This is a genomic window from Xenorhabdus bovienii (assembly GCF_024721015.1).
GTDB lineage: Bacteria > Pseudomonadota > Gammaproteobacteria > Enterobacterales > Enterobacteriaceae > Xenorhabdus > Xenorhabdus bovienii.
In genome coordinates, this window is sequence record NZ_JANAIF010000046.1 from 1 (window position 1) to 20975 (window position 20975).

25 protein-coding genes and 1 pseudogene are annotated in these 20975 nt (G+C 49.1%); 11 read left to right on the forward strand and 15 right to left on the reverse strand.

The features are described from left to right. Window positions 1-1054: 1054 nt before the first annotated feature. Window positions 1055-1768, reverse strand: coding sequence for a GNAT family N-acetyltransferase (locus NXS07_RS12675; RefSeq protein ID WP_038224164.1), 714 nt, complete (start codon window positions 1766-1768; stop codon window positions 1055-1057). Window positions 1769-2103: 335 nt separating this feature from the next. Between NXS07_RS12675 and NXS07_RS12680 the strand changes: the two genes are divergently transcribed. The 6 genes from NXS07_RS12680 (at window position 2104) to trbJ (ending at window position 7539) form a co-directional block, all read left to right on the forward strand. Further along, window positions 2104-2358, forward strand: a complete 255-nt coding sequence (locus NXS07_RS12680) for a helix-turn-helix domain-containing protein (protein ID WP_258086855.1) — start codon at window positions 2104-2106, stop codon at window positions 2356-2358. A gap of 147 nt (window positions 2359-2505) precedes the next feature. Next, entirely contained in the window at window positions 2506-3489 is a 984-nt protein-coding gene (trbB, locus tag NXS07_RS12685; RefSeq protein WP_258086856.1) for a P-type conjugative transfer ATPase TrbB, read from the forward strand. A gap of 10 nt (window positions 3490-3499) precedes the next feature. Next, window positions 3500-3973 (forward strand): TrbC/VirB2 family protein, encoded by a 474-nt coding sequence (locus tag NXS07_RS12690; protein ID WP_258086857.1) that lies wholly within the window; start codon window positions 3500-3502, stop codon window positions 3971-3973. Then, window positions 3961-4275, forward strand: a complete 315-nt coding sequence (locus tag NXS07_RS12695; RefSeq protein ID WP_038224169.1) for a conjugal transfer protein TrbD — start codon at window positions 3961-3963, stop codon at window positions 4273-4275. Before NXS07_RS12690 ends, NXS07_RS12695 begins: the two co-directional genes overlap by 13 nt. A gap of 14 nt (window positions 4276-4289) precedes the next feature. Then, window positions 4290-6809, forward strand: coding sequence for a VirB4 family type IV secretion/conjugal transfer ATPase (locus tag NXS07_RS12700; RefSeq protein WP_258086858.1), 2520 nt, complete (start codon window positions 4290-4292; stop codon window positions 6807-6809). Further along, the gene (gene trbJ, locus NXS07_RS12705; protein WP_258086859.1) at window positions 6778-7539 is read left to right on the forward strand and encodes a P-type conjugative transfer protein TrbJ; all 762 of its coding nucleotides are present in this window, start codon (window positions 6778-6780) and stop codon (window positions 7537-7539) included. Before NXS07_RS12700 ends, trbJ begins: the two co-directional genes overlap by 32 nt. Here trbJ and NXS07_RS12710 read toward each other — a convergent pair. Then, window positions 7511-7753 carry a hypothetical protein gene (locus NXS07_RS12710; RefSeq protein ID WP_258086860.1) on the reverse strand — a complete coding sequence of 81 codons (243 nt, stop codon included), beginning with the start codon at window positions 7751-7753 and terminating at the stop codon, window positions 7511-7513. The genes trbJ and NXS07_RS12710 overlap by 29 nt on opposite strands. Here NXS07_RS12710 and NXS07_RS12715 point away from each other — a divergent pair. Further along, the gene (locus tag NXS07_RS12715; RefSeq protein ID WP_038224175.1) at window positions 7746-7949 is read left to right on the forward strand and encodes a hypothetical protein; all 204 of its coding nucleotides are present in this window, start codon (window positions 7746-7748) and stop codon (window positions 7947-7949) included. The genes NXS07_RS12710 and NXS07_RS12715 overlap by 8 nt on opposite strands. Before the next feature lie 3 nt (window positions 7950-7952). Beyond that, window positions 7953-8423: a type IV secretion system protein gene (locus NXS07_RS12720; protein ID WP_258086872.1), complete on the forward strand. Its 471-nt coding sequence runs from the start codon at window positions 7953-7955 to the stop codon at window positions 8421-8423. Between the two features lie 9 nt (window positions 8424-8432). Here NXS07_RS12720 and NXS07_RS12725 read toward each other — a convergent pair. The 3 genes and pseudogenes from NXS07_RS12725 to NXS07_RS12735 form a co-directional block, all read right to left on the reverse strand. Next, window positions 8433-9713: pseudogene (locus tag NXS07_RS12725) on the reverse strand (type IV secretory system conjugative DNA transfer family protein); the annotation flags it as partial. Next, on the reverse strand, window positions 9710-12016 hold the full coding sequence (traI, locus tag NXS07_RS12730) for a TraI/MobA(P) family conjugative relaxase (protein ID WP_258086861.1): 2307 nt from the start codon (window positions 12014-12016) through the stop codon (window positions 9710-9712). The gene traI and the pseudogene NXS07_RS12725, both read right to left, overlap by 4 nt. Continuing rightward, entirely contained in the window at window positions 12013-12384 is a 372-nt protein-coding gene (locus NXS07_RS12735; RefSeq protein ID WP_038203840.1) for a plasmid mobilization protein, read from the reverse strand. The genes traI and NXS07_RS12735 overlap by 4 nt, the downstream gene beginning before the upstream one ends. Window positions 12385-12787: 403 nt before the next feature. Here NXS07_RS12735 and NXS07_RS12740 point away from each other — a divergent pair, with 403 nt between their 5' ends. The 3 genes from NXS07_RS12740 to traM are packed head-to-tail and all read left to right on the forward strand — an operon-like array spanning window position 12788 to window position 14327. Then, window positions 12788-13117, forward strand: coding sequence for a TraK family protein (locus NXS07_RS12740; protein ID WP_258086862.1), 330 nt, complete (start codon window positions 12788-12790; stop codon window positions 13115-13117). Between the two features lie 16 nt (window positions 13118-13133). Then, complete coding sequence (locus tag NXS07_RS12745) at window positions 13134-13853, forward strand: nucleotide-binding protein (protein ID WP_038224993.1); 720 nt, start codon at window positions 13134-13136, stop codon at window positions 13851-13853. Between the two features lie 18 nt (window positions 13854-13871). Further along, a complete protein-coding gene (gene traM / locus NXS07_RS12750; protein WP_038224992.1) occupies window positions 13872-14327 on the forward strand; it encodes a conjugal transfer transcriptional regulator TraM in 456 nt (151 codons plus the stop codon). 49 nt (window positions 14328-14376) lie between these two features. On the opposite strand, the gene NXS07_RS12755 is transcribed toward traM, so the two are convergent. The 10 genes from NXS07_RS12755 to NXS07_RS12800 are packed head-to-tail and all read right to left on the reverse strand — an operon-like array spanning window position 14377 to window position 20953. Further along, window positions 14377-14640 (reverse strand): PAAR domain-containing protein, encoded by a 264-nt coding sequence (locus NXS07_RS12755; RefSeq protein WP_038224990.1) that lies wholly within the window; start codon window positions 14638-14640, stop codon window positions 14377-14379. 8 nt (window positions 14641-14648) lie between these two features. After that, window positions 14649-15371 carry an immunity 52 family protein gene (locus NXS07_RS12760; RefSeq protein WP_258086863.1) on the reverse strand — a complete coding sequence of 241 codons (723 nt, stop codon included), beginning with the start codon at window positions 15369-15371 and terminating at the stop codon, window positions 14649-14651. An 18-nt stretch (window positions 15372-15389) separates the two neighbouring features. Beyond that, a complete protein-coding gene (locus tag NXS07_RS12765; protein WP_258086864.1) occupies window positions 15390-16013 on the reverse strand; it encodes a restriction endonuclease fold toxin 5 domain-containing protein in 624 nt (207 codons plus the stop codon). Between the two features lies 1 nt (window position 16014). After that, on the reverse strand, window positions 16015-16359 hold the full coding sequence (locus NXS07_RS12770; RefSeq protein ID WP_258086865.1) for a hypothetical protein: 345 nt from the start codon (window positions 16357-16359) through the stop codon (window positions 16015-16017). Window positions 16360-16372: 13 nt separating this feature from the next. After that, a complete protein-coding gene (locus tag NXS07_RS12775; RefSeq protein ID WP_038225097.1) occupies window positions 16373-16621 on the reverse strand; it encodes a PAAR domain-containing protein in 249 nt (82 codons plus the stop codon). A 2-nt stretch (window positions 16622-16623) separates the two neighbouring features. Continuing rightward, window positions 16624-17355, reverse strand: a complete 732-nt coding sequence (locus NXS07_RS12780) for an Imm52 family immunity protein (protein WP_038225100.1) — start codon at window positions 17353-17355, stop codon at window positions 16624-16626. Between the two features lie 23 nt (window positions 17356-17378). Continuing rightward, entirely contained in the window at window positions 17379-18110 is a 732-nt protein-coding gene (locus tag NXS07_RS12785) for a restriction endonuclease fold toxin 5 domain-containing protein (protein ID WP_258086866.1), read from the reverse strand. Between the two features lies 1 nt (window position 18111). After that, window positions 18112-18456 carry a hypothetical protein gene (locus NXS07_RS12790; RefSeq protein WP_038203822.1) on the reverse strand — a complete coding sequence of 115 codons (345 nt, stop codon included), beginning with the start codon at window positions 18454-18456 and terminating at the stop codon, window positions 18112-18114. Next, entirely contained in the window at window positions 18456-18950 is a 495-nt protein-coding gene (locus NXS07_RS12795; protein ID WP_038203820.1) for a DUF4123 domain-containing protein, read from the reverse strand. Before NXS07_RS12795 ends, NXS07_RS12790 begins: the two co-directional genes overlap by 1 nt. After that, window positions 18947-20953 (reverse strand): type VI secretion system Vgr family protein, encoded by a 2007-nt coding sequence (locus tag NXS07_RS12800; RefSeq protein ID WP_258086867.1) that lies wholly within the window; start codon window positions 20951-20953, stop codon window positions 18947-18949. The genes NXS07_RS12795 and NXS07_RS12800 overlap by 4 nt, the downstream gene beginning before the upstream one ends. Window positions 20954-20975: the final 22 nt, after the last annotated feature.

The window sequence follows — 20975 nt, forward strand, 5'->3', positions numbered from 1 at the left end:
GTAAAACGGGTTCTAATAGGGGGTCGAGGGTCAATGATGTAAAAAACCACGCTAAGGAGATAATTCATTGTTTATATTGAAAATTATAAACTTAAATTATTATTCGAGTTATTCAAATACTGTTAACCAAATCGAGAGGAGGTTCCTTTCATTCGCTAAGATATTGGGGTTTGGGGAGTAACGGAACAGTAAACACGGTTAAGTGGTTAAATAGAGTAGCCAATATCATTAAAAACAGATTGGTATAAGTTTTATGATGCTCCCGCCGTAACCTTGGTCAAAATGAGTATAGGTGATTTGGTATCGTAGAAGGGCTGGCTAAAAATAGCAATTCACGATGTAAGTTGGCCGCCCAATTTTTGGCTATTTAAATTGACCGCTTAACCGTGTTTACTGTTCCGTTACTCCCCAAACCCCAATATCTTAGCGAATGAAAGGAACCTCCTCTCGATTTGGTTAACAGTATTTGAATAACTCGAATAATAATTTAAGTTTATAATTTTCAATATAAACAATGAATTATTTCCTTAGCGTGGTTTTTTACATCATTGACCCTCAAACCCCTAATACTACAGCCATAAAGATTGCAAAATCAATGTATTATCAGATACGCGAGAAACTGAGAACTTATATGACTTCAATCTGTTGTATGAAGTAGATGTTTTATTAAAATGCCAATACGATTGTAGTACTAACGAAGAACCCGTAAAAGAAAGGAGGGAAAGCCACGCAGTAGCGTTTTTTCCATAAGCTCCCCCGCATTCCTGCCATCCGGTTTGGTATCATTCCGCTATTATAGCCGCGTTTATCTCATTCTACGCCTGACACTCAATTCCAGGGCGCAAGCACACTATTTTAGGTGCTTTTCGAGGATATTATTTCTTAAATATCAACTTTAATAGTGTTTTTATCGAGTGATAATTTAATCATAAAAGCAATTCATTACACTCTTTTAGCAAACAAAAGAGTTAAAAAACAACATTGGTATTTTAAGTTCAAATATTAATCAAAGTATGCTCGCGCCCTGCACTCAATTCTGGTAGTGAAGCGTGAATTACTTCTTTTTTGTATCTAACGAGGCAATTTGCTTCCCATCTGGGTAAAAGTTTTCAACTGACAACCAAGCTTCAAAATTAGGTTTAATCTTCATAAACTCATGATCTAACATTGAAAACCATGCAGTATCTCTATTGTGCCCTTTAATTACTGCTGCTTGTCTAAAAACACCTTCAAATGTAAAACCGAATCGTAGCGCACTTCTTTTTGATGCCTCATTTAGATTATTGCACTTCCACTCAACTCGACGATAACCGAGATCTTCAAATGCATATTTAATTAATAAATATACAGACTCTGTAGCCATTCTTGTTTTTTTCAAAAAATTAGAAAATATCACATAGCCAATCTCTATAACGCCGTTATCTTTATCAATCCGCATCATCGCAATAGAGCCAACCGCCTTGCCAGAACGGATATCAATGATAGAAAATTGATACGGATCAACACCATTAGATATGTTTCTCAAATAAGAAATAAACTCCATTTTGTCTTTGAAAGGCTTTGCTGGCCCAGGCAAATAAGTCCAGTCGCTAAAGTTAAATGGCTCACAGAAACACTTATAAAGTTCATCCCCATGATTATTTATATCCATTGGTATTAGCTGGCAATACTCACCAGTCAGAGTATTACCATCGGGGAGATCAGCTCCATGCCAATCAGAAACAGGAAAACCTATTAACTGACCAAATTCATTCTTAAATAATTCCATAACTTTCACTCTTCCTATTTAGATAAATCCACATATATTTACCATAACATCCGTTTTGGCGCACCACTCCGGACGGGTTCAGGAGACCATAAAAACAAACTGGTACGTCACTCGTCATTTTCGAGGGTTTTTCCACAGGACCCCTAATATCGTCAAGAAGATGTATTTAAACACATACATCTTCTTTTTTGGCGTTTTCATCGTGAGCGCCCTCTCTTTCGATTTTCACGCCATTCATGGCTAAAGCCATGAAATTTTTGCTAAGATAAGGTTTTGGGACTATGCCATGAGGCGGCAAAACGAATCCATCTGCTGACAAAATGAATCGGCGACTTATGACAACACAACGCGACACCAATGATCCGGTAAAAAAGCCCGTGCCTGCGGAACGGCTGATATTTGCCCGCAATTTCCGTGAAGCGCGAAAGGCGGCAAAGCTCAGCCAACGCGGAGTCAGAAGCATAACGGGCTTTGCACAGTCCTGGATCAGTGAGGTTGAAACCGGCCAAAGCACCATCAATCTCGATAATATGGCAATTCTTGCCGATTGTGTGGGCGTTCCACTGTGGAAACTGCTTCGCCCCCAATAATCCGGTTTCCTCTTTTCAATCCCGTAAAAGACCCTATTGCTGCGTGATAGGGTCTTTTTTTTATTTCAGAACATGATTATACTTGCATAAATGATAGACTGCAGACTATCATTACCTAAGTGAAACTATCAGCAAGCGGGCATAATCATGGCCAACTTCGACACCGCACAAACCATTTCCGGCATCGCGCCCAACAGGACGGAACACGACCGGCGCATTATGGAGAAGCTCAAACGGGAACTTGGCTCGGTGATTTGCGGGCTGTTGGACGATCCGACCGTTATCGAGATCATGCTCAACCCCAACGGAACGCTTTGGGTCGAACGGCTTGGGCAGCCCATGAAACATATCGGCAGTTTCGCCGCATCGCAGGCCGAGTCCCTGATGGCAACCGTCGCCTCGACATTGCGAACGCAAATCACCGCTGCAAACCCCATCCTTGAATGCGAACTTCCTTTGGACGGATCGCGCTTTGAGGCATTGATTCCACCTGTGGTTGCAAGTCCGACGTTCACGATCCGTAAAAAAGCCGTGAAGATATTCACGCTCTCCGATTACGTCGAAGCCCGGATCATGAGCGAGGGTCAATGCGAGGCCATTGAGGCGGCCGTGCGCCATCGCCGCAACGTGCTGGTTGTTGGCGGCACGGGGACGGGCAAAACGACGCTGACCAACGCCATTATCGACTTTATGGCGAAGGCCTGTCCGCAAGACCGGCTGGCCATTCTTGAAGATACCGGCGAACTGCAATGCAATGCCGCCAATGTCGTGACCATGCGATCCGTCGAGCACGTCGATATGACCCGGCTTCTCAAGGCGACCATGCGCCTGCGCCCGGATCGCATTCTGGTCGGCGAAGTGCGCGATGGCGCGGCACTGGCCTTGCTCAAGGCGTGGAACACGGGGCATCCGGGCGGTGTTGCCACCAATCACGCAAATTCGGCGCTTGGTGGCCTGATCCGCTTGGAACAGCTTGTGGCGGAAGCCACGCAGTCACCCATGCAGGCACTGATCGCAGAAGCCATTGACCTGATCGTCTCGATTGAGAAGACGGGCGGCGGGCGGCGGGTCAAGGAAATCGTCAAGGTCGAAGGACATGACGGCGTGAATTACATAACCCAACCAGTCTAAGGAAATGACCATGATCACACCCACCAAGACTTCGCCGCTCATATCAAACGTACGCGCCGTCTTGTGCAGCCCCTATTTTTGGCTGGCAATGGCGGCCGTTCTATGTCTTTTGACCATACATCCAGCCCATGCCTCCGATGCAACGGGCGGCGGCGGGGCGGGTCTGCCGTGGGAAAGCCCGCTCAACAAGCTCAAGCAGTCCTTTAGTGGGCCGGTTGCCTTCGTCATTGCGCTTCTGGGCATCATTTCATGCGGGGCAACCCTGATTTGGGGCGGCGAGGTTTCCGAATTCACCCGCCGGATCATTTACGTCATTCTGGTCGTCTGCCTCATCGTGTTCGCAAACACGCTCCTGACGGGTGCCCTGTTCTCCGGTGCCGTTCTGCCACCCGATGCCGTTGTCAATCCGGCCGATCTGACGGCTCATGCAAAGATGCAGGCCGCCCCCCTTTCCAGCATTGGAGGTCACGAATGGAAACCATAGAACCCCGCCGCCTGACACCGTTTCACCGGGCGCTGCATCGGCCGCAGCAGATCATGGGCGGCGAACGCGAACTTATGCTGTTTTCCATGCTCGTTGCAGGCGGACTGATCGTCTCGGCGCTCAATCTTGTTGCCACCGCGATTGGCTTGGCGCTTTGGCTGATCTGCGTCCATGCCTTGAGAAAAATGGCGAAGGCCGACCCTGAAATGTCCAAGGTCTACATTCGCCAGCTCAAATACGCACACTATTACGCCCCGCATTCGCGCCCGTTTCGCGTGGCTAAATCAAGGCGCATTTACTGAAGGGGGAATGGAAAATGCTTTCCTTAAAACCATTCCGAAGCAAAGCTGCCGGACTGCCCGATTTACTCAATTACGCCGCGCTTGTCGATGAAGGCGTGGTGCTGGGCAAGGACGGCTCCCTCATGGCCGGATTTTTCTTCCGTGGAAACGACGCCGCCTCCGCAACCACGGCGGAACGCAACTACCTCACCGCACTGGTCAATCAATACCTGTCGCGCTTCGGTTCCGGCTGGGCAACATGGATTGATGCCGCGCGTGTGGCTTCCCCCGGCTATACGTCCGCCACACGCTCATACTTTCCCGATCCCATCACGGCGCTGATCGATGCGGAACGGCGCGCTGCGTTCGAAAAACAGGACGCGCTCTTTGAAACCGAATACGCCTTGATTTTGCAGCACCTGCCGCCTTTGCGCCGCAATTCAAAACTCGGCGAACTGGTCTATGACGATGATAGCCGACAGGACTCAAACCCCGCAGACCGTCTGCTGGCCGACTTCAAAAAGAAACTCGAAGATTTTCATGACGGCCTCGGCGATCTCCTCCACATGCGCCGCATGGGCACCATCGCCATACCGGAAACGGGAAGCGGGGAAAACGAGACGTACGACAGCGACGAGTTGGTGAATTACCTTCATTTTACATTGACGAATGAGCCGATCGCCCTGCGTATTCCAGACTGCCCGATGTATCTGGATGCGTGGCTGGGCTATCCGGAACTGTGGCCGGGCGACACGCCGAAACTTGGCAAAAAATTCATTTCATGCGTGGCCATTGAAGGATTTCCCGGCCATTCGTTTCCCGGCATTCTCGATATGCTCGACGGTCTCCCGATGGCCTATCGTTGGACAAGCCGTTTCATTTTTCTCGAACAGCATGAGGCTGTCGCCGCACTCAACCGCTACCGGCTCAAGTGGCAACAAAAAATCCGGGGCTTTTGGTCACAGGTCATGAAGTCGCAAAAAGGCATGATCAATACCGATGCCTTAAACATGACCGCGCAAACCGAAATGGCCATAAACGATGCCAAGTCGGGATTGGTGGCTTACGGATACTATACGCCAATCGTCGTCCTGATGCATGAAGACCGGGCATTTCTCGAAGAACAGGCACGTTTCGTCAAGCGCGAACTGGAACGCAAGGGTTTTGGGGCGCGTGTCGAATCCGTCAACGCGCTCGAAGCGTGGTTAGGCTCATTGCCGGGTCAGACGTATCCGAATGTGCGCCGTCCTTTGGTGCACACCCTCAACCTTGCCGACCTGTTGCCGCTGGCCAGCGTATGGCCGGGTCTGCGCGAAAATCCGTGCGACCTGTATCCGGCAGGTTCACCTCCCCTCATGCACACCGTCACGACCGGCGAGACACCGTTCCGGCTGAACCTGCATGTCGGCGATGTCGGGCACACCCTGATATTCGGGGCGACCGGAGCCGGTAAATCGACATTGCTGGCCATGATTCATGCACAGTTTCGCCGCTATCGCTCCCGCCAAAGACGCGACGGAAAGACAAGACCCGCCACGATCACGGCGTTCGACAAGGGACGCTCGCTTTATGCGCTGAGCAAGGCGACGGGCGGCATTCACTACGATATCGGCAATGACGAAGCCGACACGCCGGCTCTCGCGCCACTCGTGGATATTGACGGCGAATCCGATGCGCTGTGGGCTGAAGAATGGATTGCGACCTGCTTTGAACTCCAAGCAAAAAAATCCCCGACACCGGAGCAGAAAGCCGAGATCCATCGGGCAATGAACCTGCTGCGCAAGGCACCACGCAATTTCCGCTCCCTGACCGATTACGTGACAACGGTACAGAATGGCGAAGTCCGCGACGCCCTCACGCACTACACCATCACCGGATCGATGGGACACCTGCTTGACGGTCAGGAAGAATCGCTGACCGTCAGTCCTTACACGGTGTTTGAGATTGACGATCTCATGAAGATGGGCAATGCCAACGCCATTCCCGTCCTGCTCTACCTGTTCCACCGTTTTGAGCGCTCCCTGACCGGACAGCCGGCCATGCTGTCGCTTGATGAGGCATGGGTCGTTCTGGGTCATCCCGTGTTCCGCGAAAAACTGCGTGAATGGCTCAAGGAACTGCGCAAGAAAAACTGCCTTGTCATCATGGCGACGCAAAGCCTGTCGGATGCCGTCGCGTCCGGTTTGCTTGACGTGCTGATCGAACAGTGCCCGACAAAAATCTTTCTTCCAAACAAGGAAGCGCACCTGCACGGCACCAAGGAAACGCCGGGGTCTGCCGACCTGTACACGATGTTCGGCCTGAATCCGGCGGAAATCAATATCCTGAAAACCGGACAGTACAAGAAACACTATTACTACAAATCGCCGCTCGGCCGCCGCCTGTTCGAACTCGGCCTCGGCCAACTGGCTCTGGCCTTCGTTGCGGTCTCCGGCAAGGAGGATCTGGCCGAAGTCCGCCACCTGATCGGTGAGCACGGCGCAGACTGGCCATTGGTTTGGCTGAAACAAAAAGGAGTGAACTATGAGCAATATCTGTCTCAAGTCCCTGTGTAGGACAGCCCTTACGGTGGGCGTTCTCGGGAGTGCCCTCTATAGTGCCGCGCCCCCTCCTGCCTACGCTTTCTTCTGCGCGAACTGCGCAACGTTCACGCAGCAGATGCATCAATATGCCGAAGAGGTCAATACGCAGTTGAACACGGCCAAACAACTGCAAACCCAAATCCGGCAATACGGCGATATGGTCAAACAGGGCTTGGCCTTGCCGAGCCGGATGTTTGACAGCGTCACCTCTGACCTTCGCGGCGTGATCGCGACATACACCAACGCAAAATCATTGGGACGCGACATATCCGATCTGGAGTCGCGCTTCAAACAACAGTTTCCCGGTTATGAATCCTATCTCAAAGAGACGGGTCAAGCCGCGCGGATGATGCCGGAGCGCTATAAGAAATGGGCATTGGAAGGTCTGGACAACGCCCGCACGGCCATGCAGGCCGCAAAGATCAATACCAGTTCCTTTGCCGCCGAAGACGCACAGCTTGACAAAATCGCAACCCGTTCACAGCAGGCGGCCGGACGCTTGCAGGCCATTCAGGCCGGAAACGAGATTGCCGCCTCGAATGTCCAGCAGCTTCAAAAACTGCGCGATCTCATAACCACGCAAATTTACATGCAGGGCAACTATATGGCGCAGATGCAGGAACGCGCGGCCGTAGACGATGCCTTGCGGCAACAACGCAGAAGTGGCGTTACCATCAATACAGGCCGCGATAAGGGGTACTAAAATGCTCAACCTTAAAATATCGATCTTCGTTCTTTCCTTGATCATCGCCGGCGTGGTCGGCGGTGCCGGAACAACGCTCGTCATACATATGGCCGGACTGGGGACTAAAGCCACAGACTGCGAGCAGATATCCCATGAAAAAGGCTTGCGGCAACAACGCAGAAGTGGCGTTACCATCAATACAGGCCGCGATAAGGGGTACTAAAATGCTCAACCTTAAAATATCGATCTTCGTTCTTTCCTTGATCATCGCCGGCGTGGTCGGCGGTGCCGGAACAACGCTCGTCATACATATGGCCGGACTGGGGACTAAAGCCACAGACTGCGAGCAGATATCCCATGAAAAAGGCTTGCGGCAACAACACAGAGGTGGCGTTACCATTAATACAGGCCGCGACAAGGGGTATTAAATGATGGCGCGGCAGAGGCACATTTTCATCCTGTCCCTTGCACTGGTGACATTCACCCTGTTTCTTGTTGTAACCGATGCAAGGGCAAACACAAACCTTCACGATGCAGGTGGAACATTAACAAACCTGCTTGATCTGGTAAAGGCAAGCGCCGCCCATTGGGACGGAAAGCTCAAAGGCTATGCCAAGACCCTGTTCTGGCTTCTGGCCACAATTCAATTCGTCTGGACGTTTTTTCCCTTGGTGTTCCGTCAGTCGGATTTTGGCGAGATCACCGGCGAGTTGATCCGCTTCATCTTGGTGACCGGATTTTTCTATGCCCTGCTGCTGTTTTCGGCCGACTGGGCGGGAGCGGTCGTTGACAGTTTCCGGCAGGCGGGAGCGAATGCCGCCGGGCTTGGAATAAAAGACATTCGACCGGGAGACATTTTTGGGACGGCCGTCGTCAAACTCCATTTCATCGGCCAGCGTTAAGACAATCATCGTCAGCAAAAGGCGGGTGAGAGGCACGAGTCGCTTTGACGTCTTGGGGGTCGAAATGAGATAGAGCGAAACAGGCCGGTCGTGATCCATCAGGTCGGCAATTTTAAAATCACTGCGCGAGGTGTTTTCTCCAACGATAGGATCGCGGTAGAGCGCAAGCGCATTGTTCGCCGTCGATATGATACTCCCCAATTCCCGTGCCGGAGTATTGACCATACGGGTGCCAATGCCGGTGATGACAAGCTGTGCCTCCCGGTCGGCCGGGTCAGTTTTTTGAAGCCTGACATTACGCATTTCATCAAACAGCCCTGAAAGGGCTTTAGGATCGCCATCCATATCGTCCGCAAGGTTATTTTTCGTATCCGGCGCGGCAAAATCACCCACACCTGTAAGCATATGGCCAATGTCTTGGAGACAGGGGGGGCGACCAACCCGTTCCCCCCTGTAAAGCGCATGAAGAATAAGGCCGACAAGCAATTCAAAAGCGGCACTGCGGAAGTGATCGCTTTCAATGCCCTTTCCGTCGGAATCGACGACCATCAACGCAATGTTTTGGGTGTCACTCACCTGAAACCGCGTCCGGAACTGGATTTCATCCAATGGATTCCACGCACAGCCGGTATGGGGTTTAGCCGGGTCAAAGCGCAAAACAACGGTCTTGGCATGGTGTTTGCGCCAGCCGGAAGTCATGGCATAGTTTTCACCTTTGCGATCCAGTACGAAGACACTGTGTGGCCAGCTCAACAGCGTCGGGATAACAAGCCCAACACCTTTCCCTGATCGCGTTGGAGCCACGGCGCAAATATGCTCGGCACCGTCATGGCGAAGATAATAAGTCCGTCCGGTATCCGTGTCATCATAGGCTCCGCAATAGACACCCCGTCCCTGTTGACCGTCACGCGGTAAAAGTCCCGTTTTTTTGACTTCTTCCAACCTCGCAAAATGGGCGGTTCCGTGCACGTCTTCATGCTTGCGTGAGCTGCGCGACTTAAGACCCACCCATAAAACGAACGTCACAAACGCGATGAGGATTCCCACCGTAAAAATAATGAAAGCGGTGTTATAAAGAATGGGTGTGGAATCATAAAAGCGGAACAGCCATCGCCACCAATCAAACGGGCTGTAGAACGTTCCAAAGAGCGGATGTCCGAGCGCAGGATGATAGTCCAGTCGATGCGCAATAAACTGGGTGCATACGCTGTTTATCCCAATAATAAACAGCACGAGATAAAAGCCACCAATAAGCCGTAACTTGGTGATGGACGAGTTTGTACCGCTCATAGTTCAACCCCGTTTCCCCCGCCAATGAATCTTCCATGTGCATCGAGTTGAACGCAGCGGCCGCGTTTCCATTTGGCCGCTTTGACAACGACATATGAACTGGACGGTTTGACCAATATTTCACATCCACGCTTCAGCAGCAATACTTCAGTGCCGTCGGCCATGCGCCTGCGTCCTTGGTAAATCGCCTTCCCTACGTCGCCGGGCGTCCAAAATCGATGATAGTCTATAGACGATATATTGTCGCGCTTTTTATTGCGTTCTTCGATCCATTTTTCAACCGTACCGCTCGACCCGGCGGGGGAGGCTGTATCTTTTCCGGGTTTTGTTCGGTCTATCGACGGGTGTTTTCCGGGATTGATTGCATCCTGCCACCTCAGTTCCATAATCTTCATATCAACCGCCGTTTGCCGAGCCTGCTCCATTGCAGGATCGGCAAAACGAATGTCCAGATCATGCAGTCCGGCAAGTTGGGCTACAACCTGCCGGAACCCGGCCGTCCCTTCCACAATCAGGGCGTGTCCCTCAAATTTCTGTGCTGCCAATTCGAGCATGACAAGTGCTGCACCCGTTGTCGTTTTCTGCGCCTGAACATGGGTTGTACGGTCAATAACGATGCCACCGTCAACGATGCGATAGACCATCGTTCCATCCTTACGCGCTTGCGGGTTTAAGGACTCCATGACAACGGTTTTTGCCTTGTCGGCCAATGCGGCAGTAAGCAGGTCTCCATGCCAACGGCGTTCGCGTTTCTCCCGACTGCGCAGCACGGCCAACGCGTCCGGCTCCCCCTTTTCGGCCTGTACGATGAGCCAGTCTGCCCAAGCAGGCATTGAGGTCTGCACAAACAACATATGCCGCCGCTCATCCATTACTTTACGGTATGCCACCCGGGATGCGTCTGCCTGCCGTTTTATGATACTTTGCATCACCTTGCGCGTTGCACCTCTGGCGGAAACTTTGAGCATCATGCGTTGCGTATTGCGCCATTGCTGTAACTGCGCCTTGAAACGTTCATCATCACGTTTCATCTGCGCCAGACCGCCGCGCCGCGCCATAATGTTTTCTTGGCGCTCATGCCGGTACCGGGCAAACAGAGAGGCGCTAGCGGGATTTTCTTGGCAGGGTCTTGGCGTATAGGACTTAGCCGCCTGCTCCTTATGCTGCCGTGAAGGCTCAAACGAGCCAAGCCGGTCTGTCAGTGCCTTAAAGGACAGATCGCGCCCGCAAGTGCTGGCCTTCGTCCAAAGTGACAAGCCAGGATCACCGATAACCAGACCCGCCCCCCGTCGATTGACCTCCAGTCCATGTTCGGCGGCTTTGGAATGGATTTCCTTCCAGCTCATCGCCTTGCGCAGCAACGGGGCGACTTCACGAGCCACATAGCCGGTTAACGTCTCAAGGCCGCTTTGAACCTCTATATCGACCGTAGAGGCTTTTATTTTGCGTTCATCGCCAACATCTGCTCGATGGTCATGTCTCGCCCGTCGCAGGCCGTTAACGCGTTCTGTTCCTCCCTGCTCCACACGAGAACGTGCATCACCCTGCAATAGCAACGCAGTTCCTTCGGTAGAGTGTGCCATACGGCAGCCGGACAGCTTTCGCAGACCGTTGAGGGTTTCGGTCTTTGGTGGCTCGGCAAGCGAGAGATCGTAGGACTCTCGTAGATATTGCCGGAAACGGCTGTCGCGCTGCTCCGGTCGCTGTTCAGGGGCAAGTCGGATTTGATCGGTTTTGTCATGGTCTTTATCCTTTTGTAACCCGTGGTTTGTTCGCTGTAAGCCGTATTTGATTTCGAGGCGTTCACAGGCCTCCATCAATCTTTTTTTGTCGTAGTAAGGTTCAATATTCTGTAAGCCGGTTGGATGCACCTTGTTAATGGCCACATGCACATGCAAGTGGTCGGTGTCCGTATGCACCGCCGAAACGCGATGGTGGTCGGCATAGCCAATCGAAGCGCAAAGCTCATCCTCGATGGCATGTAAAACATCCAAAGGCGGTTGTTCATCGGAGGAAAACGAAAAAACAAGGTGATAGGTCTTGTCGGTTTTGGAGCGTGTGTTGGCGGTTTGCGTAGCTTCAATAAGAACGGTCGCGGCAGCCGGATCGTCGGTGCCGCAATTTGTGACACTGTAACTCCCCACACGCTCACCCTGCGGCGTTTTTTCTTTGGTGTCCAAAATATAATCGACTGTGCGCGCCCATGATTTCGGGTCAAGGCCACCTTGCGCCGCCACCATATAGCGGACAAGCCGGGCTACGCTGGACGTTCCTTTGTTTCGTGGGACGCGTTTGGCAATCATCGGAGCACCCGTGTCATGAGAGCCAGCATTTCGGCCTGTAAGGCGCGGAAGTCTTTCATCATCGCTTCCACATCGATTGGCCTTGCCCCTTGGCCGCGTTTCTCAAACAGCCACAGTTTTAAAAGGCCGGCAACACGCCCAAGATCGCCGTTCACCTTGGCCAAGTCTGCAACGGCGATCAGGTCAACCCGCGATCGGATGGGATGATTCAAACCTGTTGTCAGCAAATAGGATGACAGCGACAGACCGGCTTGCGCCGCCCGAAGGACTATCTCCGCTTTCTCGTCATCGCGCACCCAAACCTTAATCGGCGGCACGTCGCGCCGAGGCCGGATGTCACCTTCTTTTGGTGCTTTCTTTTCACTCATCATGGCCACCTTGGACGCTTGTTCTGCAAATGCAGCACAGGCGCTTCCGTTTTGGCTTGTAGTGGTTGCGGTAGCAACGGTTAGCCCCGCAGGGCAAGATACCGTCGAGCCGCAGGCGAGTAAGGGGGTGTTGGAGGTCATAGCGACGAAGGAGCGTAGGCCTACAACACACATCTTGCCGTCTCACTCTATTGCAACTATAGGAAATTCTGTTTTAGGTGTAAATAATTTTCTATAGTTGCTTTATATTAATCATAATTTCCTATAGTTGCCTTTAATTGCATAAAAACACTTAAATATTGCCCTATATTGCTTAAAATATCCTATAGTTGCCTTATGTTATCCTCTAAGCTATAGTAAACCCACCGCACAAAGAACACGCAACCGCAAACAGGAGAAACCAATGGGAGAACAGCCCTGCAAGACGTATCGCGGCCAAGGACGCGTCACTTTCTTGGCTCACATTGATACTTTCCGAACCCTGCTCGACGCGGGACATCCATTAAAGGCGATCTACGACGATTACAGAGACCGACTTCAAATCGGCTATCCCCAATTCACGAAGTACGTCAACAGGTACATACGGAAGACAGAAAACGATGGGCACCAAAAAAAAGAAGGGAATGGCGAAGAACAGGCAACAGGAGCCAAGAACGCTCAAAACGCGAAAGCCAACCGACCCGGCTTTCGGCACGACCCGAACAGCGGCAACACCCGTGACGATCTCATCTGAAAAAGGAAATGCGCATATGAAACAGGTTCACTTCACTCTCCAAGGCAAAGGCGGCGTTGGCAAGTCTTATATCTCTTCCCTTCTCATCCAGTTCTTGCAAAGCAAAGGCGAAGCCGTTATGGCCATTGACACCGACCCGGTCAACGCCACGCTCGCTGGTTACAAGGCATTCGGGGCACAACGCCTTGAATTGATGAAAGACGGTTCAGTGGTCGAACGTAACTTTGACAGACTGATTGAACAAATCGTGGAAGAGGACACAAATTTCGTCATCGACAACGGGGCGGCCTCCTTCATTCCACTCTCCTACTACATCGCCGAAAACGACGCGATGAACCTCATTGGTGAGAACGGAAAGCAGGTCGTTATTCACACCGTCATCACCGGCGGGCAGGCCTTGCGCGACACGTTGAGCGGTTTTGCCTCACTGATTGAACAAATGCCCGAAAATGCGCAGGTCATAGTCTGGCTGAATGAATTCTTTGGTGACATTGAAGCTGAAGGTAAAACCTTCGAACAAATGAAGGTCTATCACAACAACAAGGAACGCGTCTTGGGTCTCGTTCGTATCGCCCGCCAGACCGGCAGCACGTTCGGCGAGGACGTGAAATTGATGCTCGATGGCAAATTGACATTCGATGAGATTAAACAGTCCCCGGATTTCGGTCTGATGTCCAAATCCAGACTGTCAAAGGTGAAAACGGCGATCTTCGATCAACTCGCAGTCGTCCTCTAAAGAGAATGGAAACCGGCCATGATTGACTTTGATGAAATACGAAAAGAGGTCGCTATCCGGCATAACATTCTTCTGGATAAAGACGACCCTATCCTTGTGACCGTAACGGTGAACGACATTGTCTTGAGCCGTTATGTCGATGTCGTGTCAGAACGGTATGAGGCTGCCAATCGAACCTTAACCGTCAGCCTGCAACAACAGGTGGAACAGTCCAAGGAAACGGCCGCCAAAATCATCACGGACGCTTCAGACTATGTGAGTGAACAGGTCAGGCAAGCCATTGTAGAGGCGGTCAATGAAGCAGGCAACGAGCTGAAACGCCAGATTGGCAATGCGCAGGCTGCCGGCCGTGATGCCGTAACCGGTGGACACAACGCCAAAACAGCCAAGAAAAGCGCACTGATAGCGGCGACAGTGGCCGGTACGGCGGCGTTGATCTCCATTGCTGCGATGATCGTCGTTTTACTCAAATAAGAGAACAAACCATATGTCCCGTCTTATAGATAAGACGGGCGGTCTCATATTAAGCGGTAAAATTTTTCTGACTGGCAAGAAGTTTCGCGCCGCAGGCCGTCAGCATCCCTTCCAATGCAATAGGTTTCCCTTGATGCTTTAAATCAGGACTCCCGTCCACGATAGGGAAAACACCTTTGCATTTTGGGCAGGTCACTAAATCACCTTGAGCGGCAACAGGGACACCTTGATAAACATAACCCTCAAGAGCGGTAATCACCTTGCCACCATGATCTGTTGTGTCGTTTAATCGTATAACCGCTTTATTGCTCATGCTCATGTTCATACCTCGCAAATCAGTGGCAATAATCCCAAATCCCGCAAACAGATTTCAATATCATTGGCTCTATTTATATCATTCTGGCTTTCAACATTAAAAATACTTTTTGTAATGATGATTAATGTACCGGCCTGTCCCTCTTTATCAGGGATAGATAAAATTTCTTCTGCCATTGGAACTGAAGCTGAAGTAATTTCTGTCGGTAAATAAATCATCCAACCTGCACTTAAGCGATCAGGAAAAACCTGTTTTCTTTTTAGTGAATATTTCCCGGTTTCTACCATGATAAAAGGGGTATTATGACCGGAAACCAGAAATTTAATAAAATCGATCAGTTTAGGAAACTGAAACTCTTTTTCTTTAATGGATATATTAATCTCTATTTTTGTTTGACCTAACTGGTTCATCCGATAATTGTGATAAAAAATCGCACAGCCATCGGTATTGTTTTTACCGTCCCAGACCCCTGATATAACCATAGGGTAATCTTCTGTATAACCTTCTTCAAATTCATTTATAGCGTCTTCAGTTATGCCTTGTTTATCAAAAGCAACCCTGATTAATGCCTCTTCTAAGGTGTCACCGGATAAATACCAAGTTTTAGGGTATCCAAAGAGCACATCTATTTGTTTTGCTATTTCATATGTATCATTAACCGCTGTTTTTGGAGTTAATGGTTCTTTCCAATCGGAATATACTTCTATATTTAATGATAAAATGGTCATCTATCATTTCCTATGAGTTTACAATGGAGTGTGAAGCACTTTAATATTGGCGTAAATAGAGAATGCCCTTACATAATAAGCAAAGCTCACAGGCTGTAGAAAGTGCCAATGTGAATTTGGGATACCTTGTAATGTAGAGCATACTGTTTGTTGTCTTCCTGCTTGAGACATCATAGATATGTGCCCACTTTTACTTATTTTCCACCAAAATTTCGGTTCGGCATTTTCAAAAAACTGGTCATATTTAGCTTTCGCCTCAAGAAACAGACATTGTTGGGGTTTCCAGCCATCAAAACGAACGCTCAAGCACAGCCACACTTGAATTTTTTCCGTTTCCGGCATGTATACTGAATTACAGATTTGGATTTGATAAATTGTTGAGTCAGCAGAAATGCTGACACTTTCCCAATAAGGGGTGACCTGTCCGATCGCGGGACATTTTTCACACTGTTCTCTTGTCGTGCTAATGGCATCGGTCTTAGCTTCTGCTTTATCTTTTTCGTTCGTTCCTGCTTTATCTTTCGTTCCTTCCATGATGCCAACAGCAACAAATCCTGCTACGCAGGCGGCAAACGTCCATTGAGCGGCAGCTAAAAGAGCAGAGCCAGCAGCGGGTGCTCCAAGAACTAAGGGAACGGGCATATTAATGTTTCCTTTTCATTAAATTATCCACTATTCGCAGATAATCACGATATTGTTGCTCAGGGTTATCACCTGCTTTCAGCATGTTTTGAATTTCGGGTGAATCGTGATAATTGCGGTTAAACGCAACAAAATAGAGATAAGAGCGAATTAACGCTTCATCTTTAAATCCCATACCGATCAAAGCCAGATACGCTTCTTTCAGTCGCCTGTGCAGGCTATGTTCACTCTCGTTCCCGATAAGTGCAGCGTGTTCCGATTGAATGCGTTTGCGAACTTGAGTGACATAAGCCTCGTCTTCTGCATCAATAAATTTGGCGACCTGTTCTTGGCTGAGTTTGAGCATTATTGTCCTCCTCTTACAAAATGATCATGGCAGTCAAACGAATACACCCACTCATCCCTTCCAATGCAACAGGTTTCCCTTGATGCTTTAAATCAGGACTTCCGTCCACGATAGGGAAAACACCTTCGCATTTTGGGCAGCTCACTAAATCACCTTGAGCGGCAATAGGGACACCTTGATAAACATAACCCTCAAGAGCGGTAATCACCTTTCCGCCATGATCAGTTGTGTCGTTTAATCGGATAACCGCTTTACCTGCCATAGTCATAGCTCTGTTCTTAACGGTAATAATCCTAAATCCCGTAAACGGATCTCAATATCATTTGATTTGTAAATGTCTTCTTGATTTTTACCGTCAAAAATACCTTTTTTAGAAAAAATGAGTGTGCCTATGGCTTTATTATCTTGATAAATAATTTGTATGTCTTCTGCTTCGGGTAGTACATTGGTATCTAAAACATTAGGAGTATAGAACGCCCATCCAACGCCAAGTCTATCTGGAAATACTTTATTATTTTTCAAAGTATAGTTATTGGTTTCAATTTGAATTATTGGTGAATTTCTGCTGGTTATGAGATAGGTAGTCATATCAAGCAGTTTAGATATTGTCAGTTCTTTAGCATCAATGTTTAAATCCAAGCCTATTGTAGTCGAATCCGGCCGATTGATATTCATAAAATAATAATAACTGATGGAACAAGAATGATCGTCTTTCTCTCCATCCCAAATCCCGGTAATGAGATCCAGTGAATTATTTTCAGCATAGTCTTTTTTAAAACGTTTTATGGCCACTTCAGTTGGACCATTTTCATCAAAAACAATATTTTGCAGGGCTTGTTTCTTGGAATTCCCTTTAAGATGCCAAACCTTTTTTCTTCCAAAGAAGATATCAAGGTGTCTTGTGATTTGATGTAGATCCATCAACGCTATATCTGCAATATTATTGTCATTTTTTTGCTGGTAATAAATTTTAAACTCTAAATTTATTATTGACATGATGATTTTAAACCTTAAATAGATTAAAATTGAATGGGGGTGTGATAAACCCTAATATTTGTAAATAGAGAAAACATCCCTTTAAAGAAACCTGCACTGATGGGCTGCATAAAATGCCAGTCTACTTTCGGCTTTCCTTTTAAAGTCTGACAAACAACCTGATGTCTTGAAGCTTGTTTCATAGCAGAATCTATTCCTCTCCACCAACCTTTAGGCTTTCCATCTCTAAAAAATTGATCATATCGGGCTTTAGCTTCTAAAAATAAACAACTTACAGGAATCCAGCCATCAAAAGTTACTCCGATACATTTAAATTCCTGTATCGTTTTTGTAATGGGATCATATATAGTTTTGGCGATATAGACCTGATAATTTATGGTAATGGCACTCCAGCGAGCTACTCTTCTATACATCGGTGTCGTTACCGGTATTGCAAGACAAGGTTCACAATCTTTTGATTCCGTTTTAGATTGTGATATGGATTGCGCGGCACTTTGATCAAGTTTTTCTGAGCCTAAATCATCATCTTCCCAAAAATCGGCATCCGTATATTGATCCCAAATACGGTTTTTATCTTCATGCGTTATCTTTGCAGGGCCATAGTTTAAATTGTCTTCTGTAACATCGTAGTCTGTGTTGCCTGATTTTTTTGATCCTCTTGTAGCTATCTTGGTCGCTTCTCCAATACCGATCAGCGCAAATCCGGCGAGAGCGGCATAGTACAAGTACACACCTACGGCAATAGGAGCCGGCATATCAATGTTTCCTTTTCAGTAAATTGTCAGTAACCCTCAAGAAATCCCTGTACTGCTGTTCTGGATTGTCTTCGGCTTCAAGGAAGTTCTTAATCTGGGGATTGCCATGAAAATCAGGATTAAAAGCAGTGAGATACAAATAGGATTCAATCAGCGCTTCGTCTTTAAACCCCATACCAATCAAAGCCAGATACGCTTCTTTCAGTCGCCTGTGCAGGCTATGTTCACTCTCGTTTCCGATGAGTGCAGCGTGTTCCGATTGAATGCGTTTGCGAACTTGAGTAACATAAGCCTCGTCTTCTGCATCCATAAATTTGGCGACCTGTTCTTGGCTGAGTTTGAGCATTATTGTCCTCCTCTTACAAAATGATCATGGCAGTCAAACGAATACACCCACTCATCAATCCCATCGGTAAAATCTGCCAATTGCTCCAGGCTAAAAACATCCCGTATTTTATGCAGAATGCGGGGATCATAAAAACGCAGCAAGGCCGTTTCTCCCGTTTCCAGCCGGACATTGAGATAAGGTTCAAGGTGACGGGTGAGGTTATCCAGTGACAGCGCGGTGTGTAACCATGAGACGGACGGTGCCGCCCGTTCGAGTTCGGATAATTTTTCCGCCCATGATGGAGCCTGAGCCATATCAAACAGCCATGGCCCAGCAAATGCAATTTTGGCATCGGGATATTGCCGGAACAGCGGGTTATTCACCCCGGCAATATACGTGATTTCATTACCAAAGTGGCGTTCATACTGTAAGCCATTGACCAAGGCAAACAGTTTGATTTCAGGGTGAATTTTTCTGTATTCCGCCCATTTTTCCTGTAATACCGGAGTCATGACTGCCCCCTGACAACCATTGCAGTGCCCTGCAATTCCGCTTTCATCAAACAGGTCAGACAGATTTCTTTCAGCGGTGCTGCCAGAATTTTTTCAGCCTGTGCCACGCTGGCCTGTTTCAGCTTATCCAGCATATCCGGCAACTGACCGCCCCAGCCTGAGCCATTGCCCGGTGCGCCACTGCCAAAGTTAATGCCGGCACTGCTGGTAATGCCGCCGGCATCAATTTTGATAAAATGCCCCGCGGCCTGAAGGGTGAGTTCAGAACCGGCATCAATCACGACTTTGGCACCTGAACGAAGATGGATTTCATTGCCGCTTTGCGTCAGCAGGGCATCGTCGGCCTTGATATGGAGTTTTTTGCCGGTTGACAGAGAAATGTCATTACCTGCCAATACCCGGTATTCATTATCGATGCGCAGGTGCGCATCATGTTTAATGTGATGCGTCCGGTTATGGCCAATGTTTGTGGTTTCATCATTCAGGATGTCAGATTTCATATCCTTCTGGGCATGGAAAAAGATTTCTTCACCACCCTTGGCATCGTCAAAGCGCAGTTCATTAAAGCCTTCACCTTTGTGGGTTCGGGTTTTAAACGTGGTGCGGGTTTTCTCCGCCGGCAAGTCCAGCGGCGGACGGTTCAACCCGTTATAGACGCAACCCGTCACGATAGGGCGGTCAATATCCCCGTTGAGATAGGAGACAATGACTTCCTGCCCGATGCGCGGTATGGCCATGAAACCGAAGCCGTTACCGTTCCAGCCCTGTGCCACCCGAACCCAGCAGGAGGCACCATCATCGGCCTTGTCGTAGCGGTTCCAGTGAAAATGAATTTTGATGGCACCATCTTTATTAACGAAAATTTCTTCGCCTTCCGTGCCGACAACCATCGCGGTTTCATCCCCGTCGGCCAGTGGTTTATAGTGGAACGGCGGACGCCAGTCGTTGAGGCCGTCGATAAAGCTGAACTGGTTGGAAAGCGTCGTGCCTTCACCTGTATCATGTCCCAGTGCCTGCGGACAGCGACCATAATGGCTGATGCCGACAACCTGCCAACGCGTATTGAGCGGGGCATGGGAATGATTTACGATTTCGAAGATTTTTCCCGGCATCAGTTTGATGCAGTTACTGTGTCCGTTGCCGCTTTGCATCCGGTTTTTCAGGGCTTCATGACGGTATTTAACGAATGGTTTGGCTTCGGCATCCCGCTGAAAACGGCCGTAACTTTCGTAAACCGTGTACGGTGTAAGTGAACCCAATGCCTGATATTGCGGGCTGCTTTCCAGATGGGACAGGGGATAAAGCGGACGGTCGGGATTAAAATCCTTGTTGATCGTGCGCTGGGCAGCCATGCCAACACCAAGACGCACCTGATAAATCGTATCGACCCCGTGCGCCGTTTCCGGTTGCGGGTTGTAACCAAGCGTTAAGTCGGCCGTCATGCCCAAGTGACTGTCACTGAAAAACAGCATGTCACCCTCAAACCAAAAGCTGATCCCTTCTTCGGCCGCCAACCGACAGAAAAAAGCATAATCAGACTCCCGTTTCTGTGTCACATACTCTCTGTCCTGATGCGGATCTTCCAGTTGTGAATCTGCACGGATGTGATGCTTTTTCAGTAACAGTTTCATAATATCCGGTACATTCCGGCGGTGATGGATATGGCTGTCCTGATTCAGCGTCAACCGCCAGAGGAAAGGACGCACGGTAAACGTATAGAGCGTCTGATGGCCATCGGTGCCGCACCAGTCGGCATGGGAAACGATACCGGTTATTTTGCGTTGCAGAAATTCATTCTGTAGCACCTGAAACACGGCATCCTGCATCAAAAGTGAAGGAAGGTCGATTTCCTGATGTTGCCCAAACGGGCTATGCGAACTGACCAACGTCAGATTCAGTGTAAACAAATCGGACAGTCCTTCACTTAAGGTAAATTCAGAGACCGCGAACGTGTTCTCCGGTAAGTGAGCTATCTGGCAAAGGAACCGCAAGCCGCTTTTCATGATGTTATTTCCCCCCAATCTT